We start from the raw sequence: 16,023 nt of genomic DNA, 5'->3' as shown, positions 1-16,023 counted from the left end.
CTCGGACCGCCACCGAAGTGACGATGGCACCCATGATGGCATCCGTGGACGGGATTGCAGTCCGGTTGCACATACGTGCACACTGTGATCCGTGGAAGACACCCTGGACCTGGACGACGTCCGCCGCGCGCTCACCGCCGCGCACCTCTACTACGTCCAGGACCGCACGATGGAGGCGATCGCCCGCGAGCTCGGAACGAGCCGCTCGACCGTCTCCCGGCTCCTGTCCCGCGCCCGGGCGACGGGCATCGTCGACATCCGGATCCGCTCCCCCTTCGCCGCCCCGCAGCTGCTCGAACAGAACCTCGCCGACCGCTACGGGATCACCGCGCACGTCGTGCCCGTCCCCGACGACGCGAGCGAGGTGGAGCGACTGGAACGTGTCGCCACGGCCGCCGCACACCTGCTGGGCGACCTCGTCGAGGCCGACACGACCGTCGGGGTCGCCTGGGGGTCGACGACCGCCGCCGTGAGCCGTCGGCTCGTCCCCAAGGCGGTGCACGGCACGACCTTCGTGCAGCTGAACGGGTCGGGGAACACCCGCACCACGGGTCTCCTCTATGCGAGCGACATCCTCAGCCGGTTCGCCGTGGCCTACGGGGGCAGCGCGCAGCAGTTCCCCGTGCCCGCGTTCTTCGACGATCCGCGCACGAAGCAGGCGATGTGGCGGGAGCGGAGCACGACCCGCATCCTGACCATGCAGGCAGCGATGGACCTCGTCGTGTTCAGCGTCGGCGCGGCGGACTCGCGTGTGCCCAGCCACGTCTACTCGGGCGGTTACCTCGAACCCGAGGAGCTCGCCGCCCTCGACCGCGAGGGCGTCGTGGGCGACGTCGCGACCGTCTTCTACCGGCTCGACGGCTCCACCCTCGGCATCGAACTGAACGATCGCGCGACCGGGCCGCGCTTCGAGGTCCTGCGACGGGTTCCGAGCAGGGTGTGCATCGTCTCGGGGGTCGACAAGCGCGACAGCCTGCGCGGTGCACTCGCCGCGCGCCTGGTCACCGAACTCGTCGTCGACGAGGCGACCGCGCGCGCGTTGGCGGAGTGACCACCCGCGTCAAGAGATGACGGGGAATGAAATGGCCTCACCGCGGTTGAGTACACTTCGAGAGCAAGAAACGTGCTCCGGGGTCGGTGAGAATCCGAACCGGCGGTGACAGTCCGCGAGCGGGATTGCGATCCTGCTGATCCGGTGTGATTCCGGGACCGACGGTGATGCGATGCGAGTCGCTAGTCCGGATGGGAGGCAGCACGGGTGATGCGGTGACGCCGCACCTCCTGCCTGCGCCCGCGCCCCGGAACACCCCATCGTGAGGGATCCGGATGAGTGTCACCGACGCAGAGCGCACGGCGCTCCGTCACGCCTTCACGCTCGCCCGGCGCGGGCCTCGAGGGCTCAATCCGCAGGTCGGAGCGGTCATCCTGTCGCCGACGGGAGAAGTGCTCGCCGAAGGGTGGCACCACGGTGCCGGGACGCCCCATGCCGAGATCGACGCGCTGTCGAAGATCGACGCGGATGCCGCCCGCGGCGCGACCGCCGTCGTCACCCTCGAGCCGTGCAACCACACCGGCCGCACCGGGCCGTGCGCCGTCGCGCTCATCGAGGCGGGCATCGCCCGCGTCGTGTATGCGGTGGACGACCCGGGCGACGTCTCGTCGGGAGGCGCCGAGCGGCTGCGTGCGGCGGGCGTCGAGGTCGAGGGCGGCGTGCTCCGCGAGGACGGTGACGCGCTGATCGCGTCGTGGCTGACGGTCCAACGACTGGGCCGCCCGCACGTGACGCTGAAGTGGGCGCAGTCGCTCGACGGGCGGGCCGCGGCATCCGACGGCACCAGTCAGTGGATCACCGGACCCGCCGCGCGCGCCGATGTCCACCGTCGGCGCTCGCTCGCGGACGCCATCGTCGTCGGCACGGGCACGGTGCTCGCCGACGACCCCGCCCTCACCGCGCGGCGTGAGGACGGCGAGCTGTACGAGGACCAGCCCCGTCCCGTCGTCGTGGGCGTCCGCGCCGTCCCGCAGGGGGCGCGCCTGCGGACGCATCCGCGTCCGTTCATGCAGGACGAGGGCGACGACCTGCCGGACCTGCTCGACCGTCTGCGCGAACTGGGCGCGCAGCGCGTGTTCGTCGAGGGGGGTCCGACCCTGGCGGCATCCTTCCTGCGGCACGGGCTCGTCGACGAGCTCCTCGTCTACATCGCGCCGACCCTCCTCGGCGACGGCCGCGTCGCCGTCGGCGACATCGGCGTCACCACCATCTCCCAGCAGCGGCGCCTCGACATCATGGGCGTCGACCGACTCGGCGACGACATCCTCGTCACCTTGACCCCCCAGGAGGACTGATGTTCACGGGCATCATCGAAGAGCAGGGCGTCATCAGCGCGATCGAGCCGTCCGGTGACGGCGTGCGCCTCTCGGTCCGCGCGCCCCTCGCCGTCTCGGACGCGCAGCGCGGCGACTCGATCTCGATCAGCGGCGTCTGTCTGACGGTCACCGACCAGACCAGCGACGGGTTCACGGCGGACGTGATGAAGCAGACCCTCGACATGTCGACGCTCGGCACCCTCGCCATCGACTCGCGCGTGAACGTCGAGCGCGCCCTCGCCGCGCGCACCCGCCTCGGTGGACACATCGTGCAGGGCCACGTCGACGGCACCGGTGAGGTGCTCGAAGTGCGCCCCGGAGCGCAGTGGCGCGTGCTGCGGGTCTCGCTGCCCGCCGACCTCGCTCCGCTCGTCGTCGACAAGGGATCGATCACCGTGCAGGGCGTCTCGCTGACCGTCTCCGCGGTGTCCGAACCCGACGCACCGACGCACTGGTTCGAGATCTCCCTCATCCCCGAGACCCTCGAGGTCACCACCCTCGGCGCCCTCACTCCGGGCGACCGGGTGAACCTCGAGACCGACATCCTGGCGCGGCACGTGCAGCGCCTGCTCCGATTCGCCTCGCCCGACGGCATCCCGTCCACAGAAGAAGGAGGCTCCCGATGAGCCTTTCCACCATCCCCGACGCCCTGGCAGCCCTCAAGGAAGGCCGACCGATCCTGGTCGCCGACGACGAGAGCCGCGAGAACGAGGGCGACATCATCCTCTCCGCCGAGCTCGCGTCGCCGGAGTGGCTCGCCTGGACCATCCGGTGGTCCAGCGGATTCCTCTGCGCGCCGATGCCCGCTGACTGGGCAGACCGCCTGGACCTCCCGCCGATGGTGGAGCAGAACCAGGACGCCCGCAGCACCGCGTACACCGTGAGTGTCGACGCTGCCGAGGGTGTCACGACCGGCATCAGCGCCTCGGACCGCGCCCGCACCGTCAACGTCCTCGCGGACCCGGACTCGGTGCCGTCTTCGCTCATCCGCCCCGGCCACGTCCTCCCGCTTCGCGCGGTCGACGGCGGCGTGCGCGAGCGAGCCGGCCACACCGAGGCGGCCGTGGAACTCATGCAGCTCGCCGGCCTCCAGCCGGTCGGTGTCATCGGCGAGGTCGTCGCCGATGACGGGAGCATGATGCGGATGCCGGGGCTCATGGAGATGGGCGAGCGCGAAGGCATCCCCGTCATCACGATCGAGCAGCTCATCGCGCACCTCAACGCGGCCGACGGCGACAGCACGTCGGCCCACACCGACCACCCCGCCAAGCGCCGCGTGAGCCTGCGCGCCGAAGCGACCGTTCCCACCTCGCACGGCCAGTTCCGCTTCCTCGCGTACAAGGACCGGATCACCGGGACCGACCACATCGCGGTCGTTTCCGGCGACCTCACCGAGGAGGCACCGCTCGTGCGTGTGCACTCCGAGTGCCTGACGGGCGAGGCGTTCGGCTCGCTCAAGTGCGAGTGCGGGCCGCAGCTCGACGCGGCTCTCGACGCGATCGAGCAAGACGGCGGTGTCGTCATCTACATGCGCGGTCACGAGGGTCGCGGCATCGGTCTCATCAACAAGCTGCGCGCGTACAGCCTTCAGGAGCGCGGTCTCGACACCGTCGACGCGAACCTCGCGCTCGGCCTGCCGGCCGACGCCCGGGACTACGCGGCGGCCGCCGGCATCCTGTCGGACCTCGGTGTCAAGCAGATCCGACTGCTCACCAACAACACCGACAAGGTCGCGCAGCTGACGGCGCTCGGCCTGAAGATCGTCGACCAGGTGCCCCTGCTGGTCGGCGTCGGTGCCAACAACCACCAGTACCTGGCGACGAAGGCCGACCGCATGGGTCACATCATCGACGCCGACGAGCTGCGCGAAGCGCTCGCGCACAGTGAGGAGCACACCGCATGAGCGGACACGGAGCACCGAAGACCGAGATCGTCGACGCGAGCGACCTGTCGGTGGTGGTGGTCGCCGGTCAGTGGCACGACGTGATCACGGACGGTCTGATCGCCGGCGCGAAGCGCGTGCTCGACGCCTCCGGCGCGTCGTGGCGACTCGTCCGGGTGCCGGGCTCGTTCGAGCTGCCCGTCGTCGCCAAGGCGGCACTGGAGGCGGGCGCCGACGCCGCCGTGGCCCTGGGCGTCATCATCCGGGGCGGCACACCGCACTTCGACTTCGTCTCGTCCGCCGCGACCGACGGCCTCACCCGCGTCGCCCTCGACACCGGCAAGCCCGTCGGATTCGGCGTGCTGACGCTGGACGACGAACAGCAGGGACTCGACCGCGCCGGCCTCGACGGCTCGAAAGAAGACAAGGGCGCCGAGGCAGCGGATGCCGCCATCCGCACGGCGCTCGTCCTGCGGGACGTCCGCGGCTGAGCCCGGCGCCCGCGTCGCGTCGCGAGTGAGGCGGCGCGGGATGCGCGTCGCGCCGACCTTCAGCTAGCCTGAGGGCATGGAGATCCTGCGCAGCATCGTCGTCCTCGTCCACCTCGTCGGCTTCGCGACGCTGTTCGGAGCATGGGTGGTCGAGCTCGTCGGTCAGCGCCGCGTCACGCGCATCATGCACTGGGGGCTCGGCATCGCGCTCGTCGCGGGTCTCGCCTTGTCAGCGCCGTGGGGTCTCGACCACGACCTGAACTACGTGAAGATCGGCATCAAGCTCGTCGTCCTGGTGATCATCGGCGGTCTGCTCGGTGCCGGCGCGGGACGCCTGCGGAAGTCCGGCTCGGTGCCCGCCGGGATCTTCTGGGCCATCGGCATCCTCACGCTCCTCAACGCCGGACTCGCCGTCATCTGGTGACGACCCCCGCTCGCGGGGACATGCGGGAGTAGGCTTGAGGTTTGGCGCCGACGACTCCGTGGACGCCTCGGTGATCCCAGTGCTGTGATGTCCTCGCGTCACCCCTGCGAGGACGTCCGCCGCCGACGCGTCCCATGAGGACCCACCGCTTCGTTCCGAAGGTCCCCCGCATGTCATCCGCAGCACCCGCGGCATCCGCCGCGCCCGCCAATCCCCGCTCCCGCGTCATCACGGCGAGCCTGATCGGCACGACGATCGAGTTCTACGACTTCTACGTCTACGCGACCGCCGCCGTCCTCGTCTTCCCCATCCTGTTCTTCCCCGCCGGGAACGACACCACCAACCTGCTGCTCTCGTTCAGCATCTTCGGCGCCGCCATGGTCGCCCGTCCCGTCGGCGCCGTGATCTTCGGCCACTTCGGCGACAAGTTCGGCCGCAAGGCGACCCTCGTCGGCTCCCTTCTCACGATGGGTGTCGCGACATTCCTCATCGGACTCCTGCCGACCTTCGACCAGGTCGGCGTGCTCGCCCCGATCCTGCTCCTCGTCCTCCGCCTCGCTCAGGGCTTCGCCCTCGGCGGGGAGTGGTCGGGAGCGGCGCTCGTCGCGACCGAGAACGCTCCGCAGGGCAAGCGCGCCTGGTACGGCACGTTCCCGCAGCTGGGTGCGCCGATCGGCTTCATCATCGCGAACACCGTGTTCCTGGTGATCTACTTCCTGCTGCCGCACCCCGACGGCCCCGCGCAGCGCAGCGAGGAGTTCCTCGCGTGGGGCTGGCGCGTGCCCTTCCTGTTCTCGGCGGTCATGGTCATCGTCGGCCTGTACGTCCGCCTCAAGCTCGTGGAGTCCGAGACGTTCGCGAAGGCTGAGAAGACCGGCGCGATCCGCAAGTTCCCGCTCGGCGAGGTCGTCCGTCGGCACTGGAAGCAGCTCATCCTCGGCACGTTCATCATGCTGGCGACCTACGTGCTCTTCTACCTGATGACGAGCTTCACCCTCGCCTACGGGACCAAGGCCACCACCGAGGGAGCCGCTGCGGCGGCCGAGGCGACGGGGACCGCGTTCGACGCGGCCACCTACGTGCCCGGGCTCGGATTCGGGTACACCGACTTCGTCATCATGCAGATCATCGGCGTCGTGTTCTTCGGCGTGTTCACCCTGCTCTCGGGACCCGTCGCCGACACCCTCGGCCGTCGCCGGCTGCTGCTGTGGATCACGGGGGCGATCGCCGTCTTCGGCCTGCTCTTCAACGTGTTCCTCCTCCCCCAGCTCGACCCCAAGTTCAGCGGCGCGCTCGTGCAGGCCTTCCTCATCTTCGGCTTCATGCTCATGGGGGCGACCTTCGGACCGATGGGCGCGCTCCTCCCCGAGCTCTTCCCGACCAACGTCCGCTACACCGGCTCGGCGATCTCGTACAACGTGTCGTCGATCCTCGGCGCGGCGCTCGCCCCGATCGTCGCGACCGCACTGTGGGCCGCCGCCGGCGGATCGCCGTGGCTCGTCGGCGTCTACCTCTCGGGGTCGGCCGTCCTGACCTTCATCGCCCTCTGGCTGTCGAAGGAGACCAAGGACGTCGAGTACGAGACGAACATCGGACACGTGGAGCTCGGCGCACGCTGACCTCGTGATCCGACGGATGCCGCGGCCCACCCCACCGGGAGGGTCGCGGCATCCGTCTGTCAAGAGCTCCGCTGCCCGCGGCCGCAGGGCTATCGTCGGCCCCACAGGCACGTGAGGAGTGGACGATGGCCATCAAGAAGGTCTCAGAAGCATCGGTCGTCGAGTACGACGAGAGCGGCGGACCCGAGGTGCTGCACCTCGTCACCCGGCCTCTTCCTGAGCCCGGCCCGGGCGAGGTGACCGTCGAGGTGATGACGATGGGTCTCAACCACATCGACGGCTTCGTCCGCTCGGGAGCCGAGAAGGAGTGGGACGACCCCTTCCCCCGCCGCTCGGGCAGCTGCTTCGCCGGCACGGTGATCGCGGCCGGACCCGACACGACGGGCTTCCCTGTCGGCAGCGACGTCGTCGGTCATCTTCGCGCAGGTGCGCAGGCGAGCCACGTGACGGTCTCCGTCGACCGCCTGGTACGGAAGCCCAAGAACATCACGTTCGAGACGGCGGGCGGCCTCTACCTCGCCGGGACGACTGCTCTCGACATCCTCGACGAACTCAAGGTCGGGGCGGGCGACACCGTGGTCATCTCCGCCGCCGCGGGCGGCGTCGGCAGCGTGGAAGCGCAGATCGCCCTGCACCGCGGCGCCCGCGTCATCGGCACGTGCGGCGACCGCAACTTCGATTACCTGCGCCAGCTCGGTGTCAAGCCGGTGCGCTACGGCGACGGCATCGTCGAGCGCATCCGAGCCCTCGCCCCCGACGGCGTGAGCGCGTACATCGACAACTTCGGACAGGACGGACAGGACATCGCGGAGGCGCTGGGGGTACCGGCCGGCAAATTCCGCTCGAGCGCGGACCGCCGCGAACGCGAGGTCGCCCTCCTCTCGGACCAGCCGGACGCCGTCGCCCATGGCACCGACCAGCTGCGCAAGGTCGTCGGTCTCGCCGAGAAGCGAGCCGTGAACGTCCTCGTCTCGGGCTTCTATCCGCTCGCCGACGTCGCCGAGGCGTACGACGACCTGCAGAAACTGCATTCCCGCGGCAAGGTCGTGCTCGCCACGCATCCCGTGAACCCCCGCCGCATCCGCAAGGCGCGCGAGGTCATGGAGTCCAGCCGCTGACCTCAGTCGAGGAACAGGGCTCGCAGACGCTTCGTCGTGAAGACCAACCCGACCGCGATCATCACGGCGTAGTAGAGGACGTGCCACAGCATGTCGACCGACAGGATGCCGAGGGTCAGGCCGCGGATGAGCTCGACGCCGTGCCACAGCGGCAGCGCCATGACGATCGACTGCACCCACTCGGGGTAGACGGTGATCGGGTAGAACGTGGCGGAGAACAGGAACATCGGCAGAAGGACGAAGTTGATCCAGTCCATGTGCTGGAAGGTCTTCATGTAGCTCGTGATCGCCATGCCGAGGCTCGCGAAGCCGAACGCGATGAGGAGCACCGCGGGGATGGCGAGAATCGCCGTCCAGGCGAGGTTCAGCCCGAGGATCTGCATGACGATCATGAAGCCGGTCGCGTAGAGCAGGCCGCGCAGGAGCGCATAGAGGATCTCGCCGAGGGCCACATCGAGCGGACCGAGCGAGGTCGCGAGCATCCCCTCGTAGAGCTTGCCGTAGTTGAGCTTGAAGAAGACGTTCCAGGTCGAGTCGTAGATCGCGCCGTTCATGGCCGAGACCGCGAGCAGCGCCGGCGCGATGAACGCCTCGTAGGGGACGTCGACGCCCTGCGAGGTCTGGACGGTGCCGATGAGCGCGCCGAGGCCGAGACCCATCGACAGCAGGTAGAAGACCGGCTCGAAGAAGCCCGAGAGGACGACGACCCAGCTCGACGAGCGGGCGGCGATGAGCCCGCGCTGCACGACCGCGCCGGGGTTCCCCGCCCACAGGGCCCGCACTCCCCCGCGGCGGGCGGTGGTGTCGGCGACGACGGCGCTCACTTCGCGAGCCTCTCGATGAAGACCTTCCGGCCCCAGAGGTATCCGACCCCGGCGAAGATCACCAGATACGCGAGGTGGACCGCGATCATGAGCGGCGGGACCGCGGCGCCGTAGGTGGCGAGCCGGCCGAGTTCGGCGCCGTGCCACAGCGGCGAGATCCACCCGATCCACTGCAGCCACACGGGCAGCGTCTCGAGCGGATAGAACGTGCCCGAGAACAGGAACATCGGCATGAAGACGAACCGCTGCACGAGGGCGAACTGCCCCTTGTCGTCCTCGATCGATCCGGCGTACGCCATGAGCGGGATGCCGAAGGCGAGCCCCGCGAGCAGGCCAGCCGGGATCGCGAGCCACCCCGTCTCAGGGTTCGGCACGGTCGTCCATCCGATACCGAGGGCGCCGAGGAGCCAGATGAACAGGTAGTAGGCCGCGACGGCGAAGAGCATCCGCGCCGCGGCGCCGACGATGACGCCGTTCGCGATCTGGGGGCTCGAGAGGGCGGAGGCGTTGAAGCCGAAGAAGTAGCGGCGCCATTTGAAGCCCGCCATGACGGGGTAGGTCATCTCCTCGGACGCGACCGAGATCGCGGCGGTCACGAGAAGGGCCGGCGCGACGAAGACGAGGTAATCGACCTGCACACCGCGGTCCGTGATCGGCGCCTGGATCAAAGCGGCGAGTCCCGCCGCGAGGCCGAGCAGGTAGAGGACCGGCTGCCCGAGCGCGCCGACGACGATCGTCCACCCGTACGCGCGCATCGCACGCACCATGTGCTCGGTGACGTACCAGCTGCCCCGGCGCCGAGGCTTGCGGCCCCATTCCAGCGCCTCGGCGCGCAGCTCGTCGAGCGTCGGCTGCGCCGCTTGCGTCGTGTCACTCATTCGATCAGCGACCGTCCGGTGAGGCGGAGGAAGACGTCCTCGAGACTGGAGCGGCGGACGAGGCTCGTCATCGGCTGCAGGCCCGACGCCGTGACACGCTCGAGTGCGGCCTCGCCGTCGTGCGCGTAGACGAGGATGCGGTCGGGCAGCACCTCGACGCGGTCGCCGATGCCCTGGAGCTGGGCGGCGACGTGCTCGTTGCGATCCGAGCCGAAGCGCACCTCGAGCACCTCCCGGCTGGAGTGCTCCCGGATGAGGGAGGCGGGGCTCCCCTCGGCCATGATGCGCCCCTTGTCGACGACGATGAGGCGGTCGCACAGCTGCTCCGCCTCGTCCATGTAGTGCGTCGTGAGGACGAGTGTCGTGCCGCGCTCCTTGAGGCGGAACAGTCGGTCCCAGAGGACGTGCCGCGCCTGCGGGTCGAGGCCCGTCGTCGGCTCGTCGAGGAGGAGGATGCGCGGGTCGTTGATGAGCCCGCGGGCGATGGTCAGGCGGCGCTTCATGCCGCCCGAGAGCTGATCGACCTTGTTCTTCGCCTTGTCCTCGAGCTGCGCGAAGGCGAGCAGCTCGTCGGCCTTCTGCGCGCACACCTTGCCCGGCAGACCGAAGTACCGCCCGTAGATGTAGAGGTTCTCGCGGGCGTTGAGCTCTCCGTCGAGGTTGTCCTGCTGCGGCACGACACCGAGTCGCGAGCGGATCTCCGGTCCGTAGCGGTCCGGGTCGAGACCGAGGATGGAGAGATCGCCGCTCGTGCGCGTGGACACGGCGCCGATCATCTTCATCGTCGTCGACTTGCCCGCACCGTTGGGACCGAGCAGGCCGAACGACTCACCCGGGGCGACCTCGAAGGAGAGACCGTCGACGGCGAGGAAGTCGGGCTTGCCCTTGCTCTTGTAGGCCTTCACGAGCTGGTCGGCGCGGATCACGGGTTCTGGCACCGGACCACCCTACCGACGAGATCGGACACCGCTCAGCCGTCGCAGGAGAAGATAGAGGGATGTCCACGCCTCGCCGCGGTCTGCGTCGTCCCGCGAAGGACGACGGGCCCCGCGCCAGCCTTCGTCAGCTCCTCCCCTTCCTCCTCGAGCACAAGGGCGTCCTCGTCGTCGTCGCCGTCCTGAGCGTCCTCGAAGCGGTCGCCACGCTCGTCCAGCCGCTGCTGGTGGGCGATGTCATCGGACGGGTGCAGGCCGGTGATGCCCTCGGCATCCTGGTCTGGGTCCTCGTGGGTCTCGTCGTCCTCTCCTCGCTGATCGGCGGGTTCCAGCACTACCTGCTGCAGCGCACCGGCACTGCCGTCGTGTACTCGAGCCGCCGACGCCTCATCGCGAAGCTCCTCCACCTGCCGGTCCAGGAGTACGACGCCCGGCGCACCGGCGATCTGGTCTCGCGCGTCGGGACCGACACGACCCTGCTCTACGCCGTCCTCACGCAGGGTTTCGCGGACTCGATCGGCAACGCCCTCATCTTCGTGGGCGCGATCATCGCGATGCTCGTGATCGATCCCGTGCTCCTGCTGCTCATCGTCGTCGTCATCGGAGCGTCGGCCGCGGTGGTCGGCGTCCTGAGCGGCCGCATCCGTCGGGCGACGTCCGTGCAGCAGGAGAAGGTCGGCGAGCTCGCCTCGGGGGTCGAGCGGGCGATCGGCTCGATCCGCACCATCCGCGCGTCGGGTGCCGAAGCCCGCGAGCAGGAGAGCATCTCGGCGACCGCGAGCGAGGCGTACGACGCCGGCGTGAGTGTCGCGAAGGCGTCGGCGGTCGTCGTCCCCGTCGCCGGCATCGCACTGCAGGTGTCGCTGCTCGTCGTCCTAGGTGTCGGCGGATTCCGCGTCGCGTCGGGCGCGATCGAGATCGCCCAGCTCGTCGTCTTCGTGATGTTCCTCTTCTTCCTCGTGCAGCCCCTCGCCTCGTTCTTCGGCGCGATCACGTCGGTCAATCAGGCCCTGGGCGCCCTCGGCCGCATCCAGGAGGTCCTGGACCTGCCGGACGAGACCGCGGCGGATGCGGAGATCGCCGCATCCGCCGTCGCGTCGGAGAGCGACGCCGCCGCCGCGATCGAGTTCCGCGACGTGCACTTCTCCTACCCCGACGCGGTGGTGCGCGCCCGGCGGAGCGCGCAGGACGAGGCGCTGAAGACCCTCGCCGACGCCCGCGCGCCGCTGCCCGAGGAGTCCGAGTTCGAGCCCGCGCCCGAGGCCACGGTCCTGCGCGGGGTCTCGTTCCACGTGCCGCGCGGATCGCGCGTTGCGCTGGTGGGCCCGTCGGGCGCCGGCAAGTCGACCACCCTCGCCCTCATCGAGCGGTTCTACGATCCGACCACCGGCGCCGTGCTCATCGACGGTGTCGACGCCCGCGCCCTCGACCGGCTGTCGCTGCGCGCCCGGCTCGGCTACGTCGAGCAGGATGCCCCGACCCTCGCCGGCACGATCGCCGACAACCTCCGGCTCGCATCACCGGACGCGTCGGACGAGGACTGCGAGCGGGTGCTCGCCGCCGTCAACCTGACGGACGTCCTCGAGCGGTCCCCCCTCCGGCTGCGGGCCCCGGTCGGCGAGGCGGGCGTCATGCTGTCCGGCGGCGAACGCCAGCGCCTCGCGATCGCCCGCGCCCTTCTCGCCGCGCCGCCGATCCTCCTGCTCGACGAGTCCACCTCATCGCTCGACGGCCTCAACGAGCAGCGCATGCGCGAGGCGATCGACGCCGTCGCGGCCGGACGCACCCTCGTCGTCATCGCGCACCGGCTGTCGACGGTCGTGGACAGCGATCTCATCGTGGTCCTCGACCACGGCCGTGTCGTGGGCCAGGGCACCCACGAGGAGCTCATCCGCGACGTGCCGCTCTACCGCGACCTCGCCGCCCGCCAGCTCCTGGTCTGACGCGAGGCGTCGCAGATGGACGCCCCCCGGGAGGGAAGGCGACCATCTGCGACGTCTGGACGGTGCGAGGCGGGTCAGACCTCTTGCTGCGTGCGGTGCAGGCGGTAGCGCAGCGCGGCGAGCTCGGCGTAGAGCGCAGCGGGCACCGTGCCGCCGAACGTGCGGTAGAACTCCTCGGTGAGGTCCGCCTCGGCGAGCCAGGATGCCGGGTCCACCGCGAACAGCTCGTCGAGATCCTCCTGCGGCACCTCGATGCCGGCGAGATTCAGGTCCTCGGTGCGCGGCAGACGCCCCACCGGGCTGTCGACGGCACCGACGGACCCGTCGATGCGTCGGATGATCCAGTCGATGACACGGGCGTTGTCGCCGAAGCCGGGCCACAGGAAGCGCCCGTCCGATCCCTTGCGGAACCAGTTGACCTGGAAGATCCGCGGCGCCCGGTCGAAGCGCAGCTTCTGACCGACCTTGAGCCAGTGGGCGAAGTAGTCCGCCATGTTGTAGCCGCAGAAGGGCAGCATCGCGAAGGGGTCTCGCCGCAGCTCGCCGACGAGTCCCTCGGCGGCGGCCGTGCGCTCGGACGAGATGTTCGAGCCCATGAAGACGCCGTGGGTCCAGTCGGTCGCCTCGACCACGAGCGGGACGTTGGTCGCGCGACGGCCGCCGAAGAGGATCGCATCGAGCGGCACGCCCTCGGGCGCATCCCAGTCGTCGGCGATCTGCGGGCACTGCCCCGCGCTCACCGTGAAGCGGGAGTTCGGGTGGGCGGCGGGACGACCGGACGCCGGGGTCCACGGCTTGCCCTCCCAGTCGGTGAGCTCGGCGGGCGCCTCGTCGGTCAGCCCCTCCCACCACACGTCCCCATCGGGACGGAGCGCCACGTTCGTGAAGATGGTGTTCCCCCAGAGCGTGTCGACCGCCGTCACGTTGGTCGATTCACCGGTGCCGGGGGCGACGCCGAAGAAGCCCGCCTCCGGGTTGATGGCCCACAGGCGGCCGTCCTCCCCCGGACGGAGCCACGCGATGTCGTCACCGAGCGTCTCGACGCGCCAGCCCGGGATCGTCGGGCGCAGCATGGCGAGGTTGGTCTTGCCGCAGGCCGAGGGGAACGCGGCGGCGACGTGGTACGCCTTGCCTGCCGGGTCGATGACGCGGATGAGCAGCATGTGCTCGGCGAGCCAGCCCTCGTCGCGTCCGATGACGGAGGCGATGCGCAAGGCGAAGCACTTCTTGGCGAGGATCGCATTGCCGCCGTAGCCCGAGCCGAACGACCACACCTCGAGCGTCTCGGGGAAGTGGACGATGTACTTCTCGTCGTTGCAGGGCCACGGGACGTCCTCCTGTCCCGGAGCCAGCGGAGCGCCCACCGAGTGCACCGTCTTGACCCAGGGCTTGCCGTCGGCGATCTGCTGCAGCACCTCGAGGCCGACACGCGTCATGATGCCGATCGAGGTGACGGCGTAGGCGCTGTCGGTGATCTGCACGCCGATGTGCGACAGGGGACCGCCCACGGCGCCCATCGAGAACGGCACGACGAACATGGTGCGACCGCGCATGCTGCCCTCGAACAGGGGGGTGATGGTGGCGCGGATCTCGTCGGGGGCGATCCAGTTGTTGGTGGGCCCGGCATCCTCTTCGCGCTCCGACGCGATGAAGGTGCGAGCCTCGGTGCGGGCCACATCGCTCGGGTGCGAGCGGGCGAGGTAGGAACCGGGCCGCCACTCGGGGTTCAACTTGATGAGCTTGCCCTCGTCCACCTGCTGACGCAGGAGCGCGTCGTTCTCGGCCGCGGAACCGTCGACCCAGTGGATGCGGGCGGGCTGGGTGAGAGCGGCGATCTCGTCGACCCACGCCTCCAGCGCCGCCATCCCCCGGCCGGTGACGGTGGGACGGATGCCGGTGGGGGCCGCCGTCGCTGCGGGGGCTGCGGGCGCGGAGGCGGTGCGGGTGGGGCGGGTGAACAGGTCTGCGATGGCCATTCGGCGCTCCTCGGTCGGGGTGGTCGTGATCCCACTGTGCGCGTCCCTGAGCGCTACTTTTCGGGATTCGTGAGGTAAAAATCTGCGATTCTTTCGCTAACATCAAGATCATGGCGACCCCCATCCAGCTCTCGACGCTCGGTCATCGCATCCGCCACCATCGACAGGCGCACGGCTACACACTCGACGAGCTCGGCGCGATCGTCGGCATCGCGGGCAGCCAGCTGAGTCTCATCGAGAACGGCAAGCGCGAGCCGAAACTGTCGGTGCTGCAGGCCGTCGCGACCGCGACGGGCACCGATGTCACCGATCTGCTGTCGAATGAACCGCCCAATCGTCGCGCCGCCCTCGAGCTGGAGCTGGAGCGGGCACAGCAGAGCCCGGTCTTCCGCCGCCTGGGCGTGCCCCCGGTCAAGGTCACCAAGACCATGTCCGACGAGACGATCGAGGGGATCCTGGCGCTGCACCGCGAGCTCGAGCGCCGCGAGCGGGAGTCGATCGCGACCCCCGAAGAGGCGCGTCGCGCCAACACCGAACTGCGACTGCGGATGCGGGAGCAGAACAACTACCTCCCCGACATCGAGAAGCTGGCGGAGAAGAAGCTCAAGGCGGCCGGGCACACGACCGGGGCCCTCACGCACCGGACGGTGAGCATCATGGCCGAGCAGCTCGGTTTCGAGCTGATCTACGCGAACGACCTCCCGCACTCGGCACGATCGGTCACGGATCTGGAGAACGGCCGGATCTATCTGCCCCCGGCATCCATCCCCGGCGGACACGGCCTGCGGTCGATGGCCCTGCAGGCCATGGCCCACCGGCTGCTCGGCCACGCCCCGCCCACCGACTACGCCGATTTCCTGCAGCAACGACTGGAGATCAACTACTACGCCGCCTGCTGCCTCATGCCCGAGACGGCGTCGGTCGCCTTCCTGTCCCAGGCGAAGAAGGATCGCAATCTCGCCGTCGAGGACTTCCGCGACGCCTTCGGCGTCACCCACGAGGCGGCGGGGATGCGGCTGACGAACCTCCTGACACAGCACCTCGACATCCCGCTGCACTTCCTGCGTGTGGACGGGGCGGGAGCGATCAACCGCGTCTACGAGAACGACGGACTCCCCCTGCCGATGGATGTGACCGGCTCGGTGGAGGGCCAGGTCGTCTGCCGGAAGTTCGCCGCGCGGTCGGCGTTCGCCGAGCAGAACCGCACGACCGAGCATTACCAGTACACCGACACCCCCGGCGGCACGTTCTGGTGCTCGAGCCAGACAGGGACGACGACCGAAGGCGAGTTCTCGATCACGGTGGGCGTGCCCTTCGACGACGCCCGGTGGTTCCGTGGGCGTGAGACACAGAAGCGCGCCACGTCGACCTGCCCCGACGAGGCCTGCTGCCGTCGTCCCGACGCGGAGCTCACGGGGCGGTGGCAGGGCAAGGCGTGGCCGAGTGCCCGCGTGCACATGCAGATGTTCTCCCCGCTTCCGCGCGGGATGTTCCCCGGGGTGGACGACGGCGAGGTCTACGCGTTCCTCGACCGTCACGCGTGAGCGCCGTCTTGGAGGGCCGAGC

14 protein-coding genes and 1 riboswitch are annotated in these 16,023 nt (G+C 69.7%); of the genes, 10 read left to right on the top strand and 4 right to left on the bottom strand.

Features of this window, described 5'->3' with window-relative positions:
- The first annotated feature begins 91 nt into the window (after positions 1-91).
- The 8 genes from M3190_RS14205 (at position 92) to M3190_RS14170 (ending at position 7,901) form a co-directional block, all read left to right on the top strand.
- A complete protein-coding gene (locus M3190_RS14205; protein ID WP_251583116.1) occupies positions 92-1,051 on the top strand; it encodes a sugar-binding transcriptional regulator in 960 nt (319 codons plus the stop codon).
- A 69-nt stretch (positions 1,052-1,120) separates the two neighbouring features.
- A riboswitch (FMN riboswitch) is annotated at positions 1,121-1,259 on the top strand.
- 67 nt (positions 1,260-1,326) lie between these two features.
- On the top strand, positions 1,327-2,346 hold the full coding sequence (ribD, locus tag M3190_RS14200) for a bifunctional diaminohydroxyphosphoribosylaminopyrimidine deaminase/5-amino-6-(5-phosphoribosylamino)uracil reductase RibD (protein ID WP_251583114.1): 1,020 nt from the start codon (positions 1,327-1,329) through the stop codon (positions 2,344-2,346).
- Positions 2,346-2,993 (top strand): riboflavin synthase, encoded by a 648-nt coding sequence (locus M3190_RS14195; RefSeq protein WP_251583113.1) that lies wholly within the window; start codon positions 2,346-2,348, stop codon positions 2,991-2,993. The genes ribD and M3190_RS14195 overlap by 1 nt, the downstream gene beginning before the upstream one ends.
- Entirely contained in the window at positions 2,990-4,270 is a 1,281-nt protein-coding gene (gene ribA, locus M3190_RS14190) for a GTP cyclohydrolase II (protein WP_251583112.1), read from the top strand. Before M3190_RS14195 ends, ribA begins: the two co-directional genes overlap by 4 nt.
- Positions 4,267-4,740: a 6,7-dimethyl-8-ribityllumazine synthase gene (gene ribH / locus M3190_RS14185; RefSeq protein ID WP_251583111.1), complete on the top strand. Its 474-nt coding sequence runs from the start codon at positions 4,267-4,269 to the stop codon at positions 4,738-4,740. Before ribA ends, ribH begins: the two co-directional genes overlap by 4 nt.
- A 76-nt stretch (positions 4,741-4,816) precedes the next feature.
- Entirely contained in the window at positions 4,817-5,164 is a 348-nt protein-coding gene (locus M3190_RS14180) for a Fe-S protein (protein WP_251583110.1), read from the top strand.
- Positions 5,165-5,334: 170 nt separating this feature from the next.
- Positions 5,335-6,783, top strand: coding sequence for an MFS transporter (locus M3190_RS14175; RefSeq protein WP_251583109.1), 1,449 nt, complete (start codon positions 5,335-5,337; stop codon positions 6,781-6,783).
- A gap of 125 nt (positions 6,784-6,908) precedes the next feature.
- Entirely contained in the window at positions 6,909-7,901 is a 993-nt protein-coding gene (locus tag M3190_RS14170; protein WP_251583106.1) for an NADP-dependent oxidoreductase, read from the top strand.
- Positions 7,902-7,903: 2 nt separating this feature from the next.
- Here the strand turns inward: M3190_RS14170 and M3190_RS14165 are convergent, their stop codons facing one another.
- Genes M3190_RS14165 through M3190_RS14155 form a run of 3 tightly spaced genes read right to left on the bottom strand, consistent with a single transcriptional unit; the run spans position 7,904 to position 10,541 of the window.
- Positions 7,904-8,725 carry an ABC transporter permease gene (locus M3190_RS14165; RefSeq protein WP_251583104.1) on the bottom strand — a complete coding sequence of 274 codons (822 nt, stop codon included), beginning with the start codon at positions 8,723-8,725 and terminating at the stop codon, positions 7,904-7,906.
- Positions 8,722-9,603, bottom strand: a complete 882-nt coding sequence (locus M3190_RS14160; protein ID WP_251583102.1) for an ABC transporter permease — start codon at positions 9,601-9,603, stop codon at positions 8,722-8,724. The genes M3190_RS14165 and M3190_RS14160 overlap by 4 nt, the downstream gene beginning before the upstream one ends.
- The gene (locus M3190_RS14155; protein ID WP_251583100.1) at positions 9,600-10,541 is read right to left on the bottom strand and encodes an ABC transporter ATP-binding protein; all 942 of its coding nucleotides are present in this window, start codon (positions 10,539-10,541) and stop codon (positions 9,600-9,602) included. Before M3190_RS14155 ends, M3190_RS14160 begins: the two co-directional genes overlap by 4 nt.
- A gap of 59 nt (positions 10,542-10,600) precedes the next feature.
- Between M3190_RS14155 and M3190_RS14150 the strand changes: the two genes are divergently transcribed.
- Positions 10,601-12,481 (top strand): ABC transporter ATP-binding protein, encoded by a 1,881-nt coding sequence (locus M3190_RS14150; protein ID WP_251583098.1) that lies wholly within the window; start codon positions 10,601-10,603, stop codon positions 12,479-12,481.
- Between the two features lie 74 nt (positions 12,482-12,555).
- Here M3190_RS14150 and M3190_RS14145 read toward each other — a convergent pair whose 3' ends face one another.
- A complete protein-coding gene (locus tag M3190_RS14145) occupies positions 12,556-14,457 on the bottom strand; it encodes a phosphoenolpyruvate carboxykinase (GTP) (protein ID WP_251583096.1) in 1,902 nt (633 codons plus the stop codon).
- Between the two features lie 110 nt (positions 14,458-14,567).
- Between M3190_RS14145 and M3190_RS14140 the strand changes: the two genes are divergently transcribed.
- Positions 14,568-16,001, top strand: a complete 1,434-nt coding sequence (locus M3190_RS14140) for a helix-turn-helix transcriptional regulator (RefSeq protein WP_251583094.1) — start codon at positions 14,568-14,570, stop codon at positions 15,999-16,001.
- Positions 16,002-16,023: the final 22 nt, after the last annotated feature.

It is taken from the genome of Microbacterium oleivorans, from assembly GCF_023715745.1.
In the GTDB taxonomy this organism is placed as follows: domain Bacteria; phylum Actinomycetota; class Actinomycetes; order Actinomycetales; family Microbacteriaceae; genus Microbacterium; species Microbacterium oleivorans_D.
This window is presented reverse-complemented; position numbering and strand designations above follow the sequence as displayed.

Coding starts and splice junctions, on each gene's coding strand:
- M3190_RS14160 (WP_251583102.1), bottom strand. CDS start 9,603: ATGAGTGACACGACGCAAGCGGCGCAGCCGACGCTCGACGAGCTGCGC.
- M3190_RS14150 (WP_251583098.1), top strand. CDS start 10,601: ATGTCCACGCCTCGCCGCGGTCTGCGTCGTCCCGCGAAGGACGACGGG.
- M3190_RS14195 (WP_251583113.1), top strand. CDS start 2,346: ATGTTCACGGGCATCATCGAAGAGCAGGGCGTCATCAGCGCGATCGAG.
- M3190_RS14180 (WP_251583110.1), top strand. CDS start 4,817: ATGGAGATCCTGCGCAGCATCGTCGTCCTCGTCCACCTCGTCGGCTTC.
- M3190_RS14170 (WP_251583106.1), top strand. CDS start 6,909: ATGGCCATCAAGAAGGTCTCAGAAGCATCGGTCGTCGAGTACGACGAG.
- ribH (WP_251583111.1), top strand. CDS start 4,267: ATGAGCGGACACGGAGCACCGAAGACCGAGATCGTCGACGCGAGCGAC.
- M3190_RS14145 (WP_251583096.1), bottom strand. CDS start 14,457: ATGGCCATCGCAGACCTGTTCACCCGCCCCACCCGCACCGCCTCCGCG.
- M3190_RS14175 (WP_251583109.1), top strand. CDS start 5,335: ATGTCATCCGCAGCACCCGCGGCATCCGCCGCGCCCGCCAATCCCCGC.
- ribD (WP_251583114.1), top strand. CDS start 1,327: ATGAGTGTCACCGACGCAGAGCGCACGGCGCTCCGTCACGCCTTCACG.
- ribA (WP_251583112.1), top strand. CDS start 2,990: ATGAGCCTTTCCACCATCCCCGACGCCCTGGCAGCCCTCAAGGAAGGC.
- M3190_RS14140 (WP_251583094.1), top strand. CDS start 14,568: ATGGCGACCCCCATCCAGCTCTCGACGCTCGGTCATCGCATCCGCCAC.